The 10,034-nt window shown below is 69.3% G+C and carries 11 protein-coding genes; 8 read left to right on the top strand and 3 right to left on the bottom strand.

What is annotated here, in order from left to right; translation table 11 throughout:
• On the bottom strand, positions 1–888 hold an 888-nt coding region (locus HII36_RS50515), incomplete at its 3' end, for a serine/threonine-protein kinase (protein WP_173530545.1).
• A 161-nt stretch (positions 889–1,049) separates the two neighbouring features.
• On the bottom strand, positions 1,050–2,411 hold the full coding sequence (locus HII36_RS50510; RefSeq protein ID WP_328808267.1) for an FAD-binding oxidoreductase: 1,362 nt from the start codon (positions 2,409–2,411) through the stop codon (positions 1,050–1,052).
• A gap of 91 nt (positions 2,412–2,502) precedes the next feature.
• Here HII36_RS50510 and HII36_RS50505 point away from each other — a divergent pair, with 91 nt between their 5' ends.
• Entirely contained in the window at positions 2,503–3,042 is a 540-nt protein-coding gene (locus tag HII36_RS50505) for a hypothetical protein (RefSeq protein ID WP_173530544.1), read from the top strand.
• Between the two features lie 70 nt (positions 3,043–3,112).
• Here HII36_RS50505 and HII36_RS50500 read toward each other — a convergent pair whose 3' ends face one another.
• Positions 3,113–4,318: an aminotransferase class I/II-fold pyridoxal phosphate-dependent enzyme gene (locus HII36_RS50500; protein WP_173530543.1), complete on the bottom strand. Its 1,206-nt coding sequence runs from the start codon at positions 4,316–4,318 to the stop codon at positions 3,113–3,115.
• A gap of 129 nt (positions 4,319–4,447) precedes the next feature.
• Between HII36_RS50500 and HII36_RS58410 the strand changes: the two genes are divergently transcribed.
• The 7 genes from HII36_RS58410 (at position 4,448) to frdD (ending at position 9,941) form a co-directional block, all read left to right on the top strand.
• Entirely contained in the window at positions 4,448–4,570 is a 123-nt protein-coding gene (locus tag HII36_RS58410) for a hypothetical protein (RefSeq protein WP_268959818.1), read from the top strand.
• 165 nt (positions 4,571–4,735) lie between these two features.
• Positions 4,736–6,418 carry an aa3-type cytochrome oxidase subunit I gene (gene ctaD, locus HII36_RS50495; RefSeq protein ID WP_173530542.1) on the top strand — a complete coding sequence of 561 codons (1,683 nt, stop codon included), beginning with the start codon at positions 4,736–4,738 and terminating at the stop codon, positions 6,416–6,418.
• A 66-nt stretch (positions 6,419–6,484) separates the two neighbouring features.
• Positions 6,485–6,718: a hypothetical protein gene (locus HII36_RS50490; protein ID WP_173530541.1), complete on the top strand. Its 234-nt coding sequence runs from the start codon at positions 6,485–6,487 to the stop codon at positions 6,716–6,718.
• A 5-nt stretch (positions 6,719–6,723) separates the two neighbouring features.
• On the top strand, positions 6,724–8,457 hold the full coding sequence (gene frdA, locus HII36_RS50485) for a fumarate reductase (quinol) flavoprotein subunit (RefSeq protein WP_217370969.1): 1,734 nt from the start codon (positions 6,724–6,726) through the stop codon (positions 8,455–8,457).
• Entirely contained in the window at positions 8,450–9,211 is a 762-nt protein-coding gene (gene sdhB, locus HII36_RS50480) for a succinate dehydrogenase iron-sulfur subunit (RefSeq protein WP_217370968.1), read from the top strand. Before frdA ends, sdhB begins: the two co-directional genes overlap by 8 nt.
• Positions 9,208–9,603, top strand: coding sequence for a fumarate reductase subunit C (locus HII36_RS50475; RefSeq protein ID WP_173530540.1), 396 nt, complete (start codon positions 9,208–9,210; stop codon positions 9,601–9,603). Before sdhB ends, HII36_RS50475 begins: the two co-directional genes overlap by 4 nt.
• Positions 9,600–9,941, top strand: a complete 342-nt coding sequence (gene frdD / locus HII36_RS50470; RefSeq protein WP_173530539.1) for a fumarate reductase subunit FrdD — start codon at positions 9,600–9,602, stop codon at positions 9,939–9,941. The genes HII36_RS50475 and frdD overlap by 4 nt, the downstream gene beginning before the upstream one ends.
• Positions 9,942–10,034 lie beyond the last annotated feature (93 nt).

Raw genomic sequence — 10,034 nt, 5'->3', positions numbered from 1 at the left:
GGGGAAAGCGGCCGGGGCCGGGAAGGCGGCGGGCACCGGGGCCGGGCCGGTGACCGGCTCGACGGCCGCGCGGGGCGCGGGCTGCCCGGTGAGACGGGTGATCAGCTCGTCCGCCGTGGGCCGCTGCGCCGGGTCCTTGGACAGGCACGCGGCCACCAGCTCGCCCAGCGTCCCGTCGATGCCGCCGAGCTCCGGCTCCTGGGTCAGGATCCGGTTCATCACCACGGGGATCGAGTCCGCGCCGAAGGCCGGCTTGCCCGTCGCGGCGAACACCATCGTGACGCCCCAGGCGAACACGTCCGCGGCCTCGGAGACGGCGGCCCCGCTGAGCTGCTCGGGAGCCAAGTAGGAGGGCGTGCCCATGGCCATGCCGGTGGCGGTCGCGCCGGGGGAGTCGAGCGCCCTGGCGATGCCGAAGTCGATCACCACCGGGCCTTCAGGACCCATCAGCACGTTGGCGGGCTTGAAGTCGCGGTGCAGGATGCCGGCCCGGTGGATGGCCGCGAGCGCGGTCGCCGTACTGATGGCCAGGCGTTCCAGCGCCGCGCCCCGCCGCGGCCCCTCGTTGATGACCAGTTCGCGCAGCGACGGGCCGGGCACGAATTCGCTCACGATGTACGGCCGGCTGCCTTCGAGGTCGGCGTGCAGCACCGGCGCGGTGCAGAACCGCGCCACCCGCTGCGCCACCGCGACCTCGCGCAGGAACCTCGTCCTGGCGTCGGTGTCGGCCACCAGGGCGTGGTGCAGCAGCTTGACCGCGACCTGTTCCCCGGTGTCGCCCTTGCCCAGATAGACAACACCCTGGCCGCCCTCGCCGAGCCGGGCGACGATGTCATACGCCCCCAGCCGCCGCGGATCGTCCGCCGCCAACGGCTGGACCTGATTCACGTCGGACCCCCATTACAACCCAATAGATGGGGCAAAACGCTACCAGCGTGACCCTTGGGACGTCTGCCGGACCTGTCAGAACTTTCACGTTTCGCCAGAAAAGTCGTCACACCGTCGCAGGTCGTGCACGCATTGACGCCCAAGGTCACGGCTTGGTCAAGTCAAATGGCCTTGCCCGGGTTGAGAATGCCCAGCGGGTCGAAGACCGCCTTCACCCCCCGCTGCACCTCCTCCGCGACCGGCCCGGACTCCAGCGCCAGCCAGCGCCGCTTGAGCAGTCCGACGCCGTGCTCGCCGGTCAGAGTCCCGCCGAACTCCAGGGCCTTGGTGAACACCTCGTCGGCGGCGGCCCACACCTCGGCCGGCGGCTCGGCCGTGCCGTGCTCGAAGATGAAGACCGGGTGCAGGTTGCCGTCGCCCGCGTGCGCCACGGTCGCGATGCGCACGTCGTGCCTGGCCGCCACGTCCTCGATCGCGCCGATCATGCCGGGCAGCGCCGAGCGCGGCACGCACACGTCCTCGACCAGGCAGGCGCCCAGCCGCTCCTTGGCGTGGTAGGCCATCCTGCGCAGGCCGATCAGCTCCTCGGTCTCCTGCGGGCTGGACGACACGGCCACGAACGACGCGCCGTTCTCGGCGCACAGCCGCTCCATGCGCTCGATCGCGGCCTGGCTGTCGGAGGCGTCGGACTGGCCGATGAGCATGGCCTTCGTGGCCGGCTCCAGCCCGATGTTGCGCCAGTCGTCGATGGCCTCCAGCGTGGCCCGGTCCAGCAGTTCCATCAGCGACGGCTGGCAGCCGGCCGCGACGATCGCCGACACGGCCGCGCCCGCGTCGCGCAGCGAGCCGAACTCGGCCGCGAACGTGGCGGGCGGCGCGGCCGGCGCGCGCCGCAGCCGCACCGTGGCGGACGTGATCACGCCCAGCGTGCCTTCGGAACCCACGAACAACCCGGTCAAGTCGTATCCGGTGACGCCCTTCATGGTGCGCCGGCCGGTGTTCAGCACCCGCCCGTCGGCCAGCACGACCTCAAGGCCGAGCGCGGAGTCCCTCGTCACGCCGTACTTCACGCAGCGCAGCCCGCCCGCGTTGGTGGCCAGGTTCCCGCCGATCGTGGAGATCTCGTACGACGACGGGTCTGGCGCGTACATCAGCCCGTGCTCCCTGGCCGCCCGGTCCAGGTCGGCGGTGATCACGCCCGGCTCGACCACCGCGATCTCGTCGGCGGGCGACAGCTCCCTGATCGCGGTCATCCTGGCCAGCGACAGGATCACCGAGCCGTCGCCGGCCGTGGCGCCGCCGGCCAGGCCGGTGCCCGCGCCCCTGGGCACCACGGGCACCCGGTGCTCGCTGGCCCAGCGCATCGTGGTCACCACGTCCTCGCGGGTGGCCGCGAGCACCGCGCCGAGCGGCTTGCCCGGCTCGACGAACGTGCGGTCACGGGCGTAGGAGCCGACCACGTCGGGGTCGGTCAGGACGCGGCCATCGGGCAGCGAGCGCACAAGGGCATCGATTGGACTCACAGATAGAACTCTACGGTTTGCGCGGACCGTCCCTTAGGGCCAAACTGCCCGGGTGGAAGTCACGTGCCCGTTGTGTACGCAGGCTGACCAGGTGGTGGCGGTTCCGGGCGTGGTAGCGGCCGGAACCACCTACCGCATCGGACGCGTCAGGTTGCCCAGCGCGCGCGAGGTCGCCGATCTGCCCACCGCGCCGTCGCTGGGCGCCTCCAAACACGTCATGAGCCGTACGCAGCTCGCGGTCTGGTTGTCGTTCCCCAGCCGGCACTACACGGCGTGGTCCAGGAACCAGGGCTACATCCTGCTCGGCGTGGCCGCACTGACGCACCTGGTGGTGTCGCTGGTGATCGCGATGCAGGGCAGGGACGCCGGGTGGGGTGAGGTGCTGCTCGCGCCGTTCTGCCTGACCGGGCTGTTCTGGGGGTTCGGGCTGCTGCTGGTGCTGGGCGCGTTCGGGGCCCGCAAGCGCGACCTGGCCGAGGCGCCGGCCAGGGAGAAGGCGCTGTCGGTGTGGAAGGGGCTGTATTACTGCGCGCGCGACAACGTCGCCTTCGAGCCGGGGGTGGGCGTCTCGTTCCACCCGAGCGAGACCCGGGAGTACATCTTCGGCTTCCGCGGCGGCTCACGCTCCTGAACCCGGCCCCGGCAGCCTCGACGACGAAGGCCCGGCGCGTGCGCGCCGGGCCTTCTTCATCGAGCGGGTGTCAGGCGTGCTCCTCCGCCACCAGCCGGACGCAGACGGCCAGGCCGCGGATGGCCTGCTCCAGCTCGTCCAGGTCGGGGTAGGTGGGCGCGATCCTGATCGTGCTGTCGGCCGGGTCGTCGCCGTACGGGTGGGTGGCGCCGGCCGGGGTCAACGCGATGCCCGCGGCCTTGGCCCTGGCCACGACCTCGCGGGCGTGCGGCACCTCCAGGCTGATGAAATAGCCGCCCTTCGGCGCCGTCCAGGTGGCCACGTCGCCGAGCTGCTCGGTCAGCACCTTGTCGACCAGCTCGAACTTCGGCCCGATCAGCGCGGCGTGCTTGCGCATGTGCGCGGCCACGCCGGCCGCGTCGCGCAGGAACTCCACGTGGCGCAGCTGGTTGATCTTGTCGGGGCCGATGGACTGCTTGTTCGTGTTGGTCAGGAACCACGCCACGTTCGCCGGCGAGGAGCCGAAGAACGACACGCCGCTGCCCGCGTACGTCACCTTCGAGGTGGAGCCGTACACGAACACCCGGTCGGCGTTGCCGTGCTCGGCGGCCAGCGCGAGCAGGTCGGCCACCTCGACGGGCTCGTCGGTGAGGTGGTGCACGGCGTAGGCGTTGTCCCAGAAGATCCGGAAGTCGGGCGCGGCGGTGGTCATCGCGGCCAGCCTGCGCACCGTCTCGTCGCTGTAGGAGACGCCGGACGGGTTGCTGTACTTGGGCACGCACCAGATGCCCTTGACGCTCGCGTCGCCGGCGACCAGGCCCTCGACGACGTCCATGTCGGGGCCGTCGGCGGTCATCGGCACCTGCACCATCTTGATGCCGAACCGCTCGCAGATGGTGAAGTGCCGGTCGTAGCCGGGGACCGGGCACAGGAACGTGATCTCCGGCTCCTCGACCCAGCGGCGCTCGGCGCCGGGCACCTTGGTCAGCAGCGCGTGCACGATCGTGTCGTGCATCAGCGCGAGGCTGGCGTTGCCGCCCACGACGAGCTGCTCGGCCGGAACCTGGAGCAGCGGCGCGAAGATCTCGCGCAGCTCGGGCAGACCCTGCAGGTCGCCGTAGTTGCGGCCGTCGATCCCGCCGGCCGTCACCGTGGACGTGGGCAGTTTGAGCATGTCATCGGAGAGGTCGAGCTGGCGCGGCGACGGCTTGCCCCGGGTGAGGTCGAGCTTGAGCCCCTGCTGAACCAGGGCGTCGTAGTCTGCCTGAGCGGTCACGAGTTCTCCTCCGATCGGATCGGATTAGCAGGATAGAAGACGTCACCCCGGTAACGGGAATCGGTCCGCCATATGGTCGTGCAGAGTTCCGCAAGCGGTTCCCAACCCGCCGGGCCTAGGTTGGGCCACATGGACGTGCGGGGGAGGATCCGCGTGCACCTCCGCCACCGGTGGGCCGAGATCGAACGGATCGGCCGGGTGGTCACCGAACGATGCGAGGTGTGCGGCAAGACGCGGGTGCGGGTGCGCTGATCGGGTCCGCCGGCGTGCCCGGTCGTCGCCCCGGTCGTCGCCCCCGGTCGTCGCCCAGAAAAGACCTGAACGGCGAATGTTAAAGAACGACTTCCCGTAGGGCGATCGTTGGCGTGGAATGGGTGATATCGGGGCAGGCACAACTCCGCACAGGAGGGAGCAGCCGTGACGACTGTTCGCGAGACCTCGATCGAGCAGGTCAGGCGCCGCCGCACCGGGACCGTGATCGCCTCCTGGCTGTCGACGACCGATCACAAGGTCATCGGCTACCTCTACCTGATCACCTCGTTCGGGTTCTTCCTCGTGGCCGGCGTCATGGCCATGATCATCCGAGGTGAGCTCGCGCAGCCCGGCATGCAGCTGGTGAGCCAGCAGGAGTACAACCAGCTGTTCACCATCCACGGCACGGTCATGCTGCTGCTGTTCGCCACGCCGCTGTTCGCCGGGTTCGCCAACGTCATCATGCCGCTGCAGATCGGCGCGCCGGACGTGGCCTTCCCCCGGCTGAACGCGGTGGCGTACTGGCTGTTCCTGTTCGGCGGGCTGATGGTGATCGCCGGGTTCTTCTCGCCCGGCGGCGCGGCCGACTTCGGCTGGTTCGCCTACACCCCGCTGTCGACCGCCCAGTACTCGCCCCAGGTGGGCGGCGACTACTGGATCATGGGCCTGGCGTTGTCCGGCCTGGGCACGATCCTCGGCTCGGTGAACTTCGTCACCACGATCATCGGCATGCGGGCGCCAGGGATGACCATGTTCCGGCTGCCGCTGTTCACCTGGAACACGCTGCTGACCAGCATGCTCGTGCTGATGGCGTTCCCGGTGCTGGCCGCCGCGCTGCTGGTGCTCGAATCGGATCGCAAGCTCGGCACGCAAGTCTTCGCCCCGGAGAGCGGCGGGCCGCTGATCTGGCAGCACCTGTTCTGGTTCTTCGGCCATCCCGAGGTGTACATCATCGCGCTGCCGTTCTTCGGGATCATCACCGAGGTGATCCCGGTGTTCAGCCGCAAGCCGATCTTCGGCTACATGAGCCTGATCGGCGCCACGATCGCCATCGCCGGGCTGTCGATGACCGTGTGGGCGCACCACATGTTCCCGACCGGCCAGGTGCTGCTGCCGTTCTTCTCGTTCATGACGTTCCTCATCGCGGTGCCGACCGGGGTGAAGTTCTTCAACTGGATCGGCACGATGTGGCGGGGCCATCTGACGTTCGAGACGCCGATGTTGTTCGCGGTGGGGTTCCTCGTGACGTTCCTGCTGGGCGGGCTGACCGGGGTCATCCTGGCCTCGCCGCCGCTGGACTTCCACATCAGCGACACCTACTTCGTCGTCGCCCACTTCCACTACGTGGTCTTCGGCACCGTGGTGTTCGCCATGTTCTCCGGCTTCTACTTCTGGTGGCCGAAGATGACCGGCAGGCTGCTGGACGACCGGCTGGGCAAGGTGCACTTCTGGACGTTGTTCGTCGGCTTCCACACCACGTTCCTGGTGCAGCACTGGCTCGGCCAGATCGGCATGCCGCGCCGCTACGCCGACTACGGCGTGAACGACGGCTTCACGCTGCTCAACCAGGTGTCGTCGGCCGGGGCGTTCCTGCTGGGCTTCTCGACCTTGCCGTTCCTGTACAACGTGTGGAAGACGGCCAGGCGCGCGCCCAAGGTCACCGTCGACGACCCGTGGGGCTACGGCAACTCGCTGGAGTGGGCCACCTCCTGCCCGCCGCCCCGGCACAACTTCCTCAGCATGCCGCCCATCCGTTCCGAACGGCCCGCGTTCGACCTGCACTACCCGCGCGAGGAGCCGAAGCCGGAACAGAACGACGATCCCGAGAAGTCGGATACATCCGACTGACCTTGGAGAAACCAGATCGCGGTGCTTGTGTGGAAATGACGTTTCGCCTATCTAGGGAGATCGGCGATGACAGGCACGAAGATTCCCTTCACCCCCGAGACGGCCCCCTGCGGCAAGAAGTCCGGCGGTGAGCGGCTGCTCGACGACGACGGCTACGGCCTGGTGATCCGTGACCAGCTCTTCGACTGCGGCTGCCGCAGGATCCGCCACGAGTATCACGACGGCAGCATCCACCTGTCCGCGGTCCGTCACGACGGCAAGCGGGTGAAGGACCCGATAGAACCCGACCACGGGAGCTGACCCACATGATCGACGTGCTCATCGTCGGAGGAGGCGGAGCGGGTCTGCGCGCGGCCGTCGCGGTCGCCGAGACGGACCCCTCGCTCAAGGTGGCGGTCGTGTCGAAGGTCTACCCGATGCGCAGCCACACGGTCTCCGCCGAAGGCGGCGCCGCCGCGGTGATCGGCATCGGCGACACGCTCGACGAGCACTGTTACGACACGATCTCCGGCGGCGACTGGCTGTGCGACCAGGACGCGGTGGAGGCGTTCGTCGAAGAGGCGCCCAGGGAGCTGATCCAGCTCGAACACTGGGGCTGCCCGTGGAGCCGCGAGCACGACGGCCGGGTCGCGGTGCGCCCGTTCGGCGGCATGAAGCGCATGCGCACCTGGTACGCCGCCGACAAGACCGGCTTCCACCTGCTGCACACGCTGTTCCAGACGACGCTGAAGTACACCGACATCATCCGCTACGACGAGTGGTACGTCACCAGGCTCGTCGTGGACGACGGCCGGGTGCACGGCGTGGTGGCCGTCGAGATCAGGACCGGACGCATCGAGACCATCGCCGCCAGGACGGTCGTCCTGGCCACCGGCGGCTGCGGCAAGGTCTTCCCCTTCACCACCAACGCCGCCATCAAGACCGGCGACGGCATGGCCCTGGCCTACCGGGCCGGCGCGCCGCTGAAGGACATGGAGTTCGTCCAGTACCACCCGACCGGGCTGCCGTTCACCGGCATCCTCATCACCGAGGCGGCCAGGGCCGAGGGCGGCTGGCTGATCAACAAGGACGGCTACCGCTACCTGCAGGACTACGACCTGGGCAAGCCCACTCCCACGCCCAAGCTGCGCAGCATGGAACTGGGCCCGCGCGACCGGCTGTCACAGGCGTTCGTGCACGAGCAGCACAAGGGCCGCACCGTGGACACCCCGTACGGTCCCGTCGTCTACCTGGACCTGCGCCACCTGGGCGAAGGCAAGATCGACGCGCGCATCCCGTTCGTCCGCGAGCTGTGCCGGAGCTACCAGAACCTCGACCCGGCCACCGACCTCATCCCGGTCCGGCCGGTCGTGCACTACATGATGGGCGGCGTCCACACCGACGTCGACGGCGCGACCCCGATCGCCGGGCTGTACGCCGCCGGCGAGACGGCCTGCGTCAGCATCAACGGCGCCAACCGGCTCGGCTCGAACTCGCTGCCCGAATGCCTGGTCTTCGGCCGCCGGGCCGGGGTGGCCGCGGCCGAGTTCGCCCGCGGCCACCGGGACGGCGAGGCGGCCGCCGTCCGCAGCCAGGGCGGCGACGAGCGGCGGCGGTTGGAACGCGCGCGCGAGGGCAAGAGGACCGGCGAGCGCATCGCCGACCTGCGCGAGGAGATGCAGCACACGCTGGAGGGCGCGGCCGGCATCTACCGCACCGGCGACGTGCTGGCCAAGGCCGCCGACACCCTCGCCGACCTGCGCCGGCGCGCCGAGGACGCCCAGGTCGACGACACCAGCACCGCATTCAACACCGAACTGATCAACCTGCAGGAGCTGCACACCATGCTGGAGGTCGCGCAGACCATCGTCGCCTGCGCGCTGAACAGGCAGGAGTCGCGCGGCGCGCACCAGCGCACCGACTTCACCGCCAGGGACGACGACGCCTACCTGGCGCACTCGCTGGTGCACCGCGCCCCCGACGGCACGCCGTCGGTCGGCCTGCTGCCCGTGACGATCACCCGCTGGCCTCCGGGAGAAAGGGTCTACGGCCGTGACTGACACTTCGGCGGCGATACGGCAGGCGGCGGGCACCCGCACGATCAGGATGGAGGTGGCCCGCTACCGTCCCGGCCAGGACGGCGAGCCGGTCATGCAGGGCTACGACGTGCCGCTCATGGACGACTGGGCGGTGCTCGACGGGCTCAACCACATCAAGGACCACCTCGACGGCAGCCTGTCGTTCCGCTGGTCGTGCCGGATGGGCGTGTGCGGGTCGTGCGGCATGACCGTCAACGGCGAGCCCAGGCTGACCTGCGGCACGTTCCTGGCCGAGTACGGCGAAGGCCCGGTGCGCATCGAGCCGCTGCGCGGCTTCCCCGTCATCAGGGACCTGGTCGTGGACATCGACGACTTCCTGGCCAAGCTCTCGTCGGTGCGGCCGTGGCTGGTCAGGGAGGGCGAGGAACTGCCGCTGACCACCGAGTACGCCCAGACCCCCGAGCAGCTGGAGGCGTACAAGCAGTACAGCATGTGCATCAACTGCATGCTCTGCTACTCGGCCTGCCCGGTGTACGTGCTCGACCCGGACTTCCTCGGCCCGGCCGCGATCGCCCTGGCCCAGCGCTACAACCTGGACTCGCGCGACATGGACGACCGCTTCGACGTGCTGAACCTGGAGGACGCGGTGTGGGGGTGCACGTTCGTGGGCGAGTGCACCAGGGCCTGCCCCAAGCACGTGGACCCGGCCGAGGCCATCCAGCGGTACAAGCTCACCGCGGCCCTGCGGTCCGTGCTGCCGTGGAGCCGCCGATGAACGCCGAGGGCACCGACTACCGGCCGAAGCGTGACCTGCTCTGGTTCGCCCGACACCGCACCTACACGCTGTTCGTGCTGCGCGAGCTGACCAGCGTCTTCGTCGCCTGGACGGTGGTGTTCCTGCTGCTGCTCCTGGACGCGCTCGGGCGCGGGGCGTGGGCGGAGTTCACCGCGCTGGCCGCACGGCCGTGGATGATCGCGCTCAACGTGGTGGCGCTGGCCGCGCTCTGCTTCCACGCGGTCACGTTCCTCAACCTCGCGCCCAAGGCCACGGTCGTCCGCCTGGACGGCTGGCGGGTGCCCGCCTGGATGATCCAGGGCGGCAACCACTCGGCCTGGCTGCTCGTCTCCGCGGTCATCGCCTTCTTCGTCCTGCGAGGCTTCACATGAGACGCACGCTGGAGCCGTACCTGTGGTTGCTGTTCAGCGGCGGGGGAGTGGTGGCGGCGCTCGTGCTGCCGGTGCTCGTGCTGCTGTTCGGGGTGCTCATGCCGCTCGGCGTGCTCGACTGGCCGACGGCCGAGCACCTGGGCGCGCTGGCCGGAAACGTCGTGGTGAGGCTCGCGCTGCTCGTGGTCGTCGTGCTGTGCGGTTTTCACGCCGCGCATCGGATCCGATTCACCAGCGAGGAGATGCTCGGGATCGCCAGGTTCGACCTCGTCATCGCCTTGCTCTGTTACGGGGCGGCGATTACGGCCGGGGTCGTGGCGTTCGTCGTGCTGTTTTAAATGTCGTAGTTTGATCACATTTCAACAACGTACTTTACGATCCCTTTACTCACCCTCTAGGTTCCGGCATTGCATACCCTATGGCCATGCGCC

The sequence above is a fragment of the Nonomuraea antri genome, assembly GCF_013283785.1.
In the GTDB taxonomy this organism is placed as follows: Bacteria; Actinomycetota; Actinomycetes; order Streptosporangiales; family Streptosporangiaceae; genus Nonomuraea; species Nonomuraea antri.
Note: the sequence above shows the minus strand (reverse complement) of the source record. Positions and strands in the feature narration are given on the sequence as shown.

Bases quoted from the DNA above. Each gene is read 5' to 3' on its own strand.
- HII36_RS58410 (WP_268959818.1), top strand. From the start codon at position 4,448: ATGGACGTGCGGGGGAGGATCCGCGTGCACCTCCGCCACCGGTGGGCC.
- frdA (WP_217370969.1), top strand. From the start codon at position 6,724: ATGATCGACGTGCTCATCGTCGGAGGAGGCGGAGCGGGTCTGCGCGCG.
- HII36_RS50475 (WP_173530540.1), top strand. From the start codon at position 9,208: ATGAACGCCGAGGGCACCGACTACCGGCCGAAGCGTGACCTGCTCTGG.
- frdD (WP_173530539.1), top strand. From the start codon at position 9,600: ATGAGACGCACGCTGGAGCCGTACCTGTGGTTGCTGTTCAGCGGCGGG.
- HII36_RS50490 (WP_173530541.1), top strand. From the start codon at position 6,485: ATGACAGGCACGAAGATTCCCTTCACCCCCGAGACGGCCCCCTGCGGC.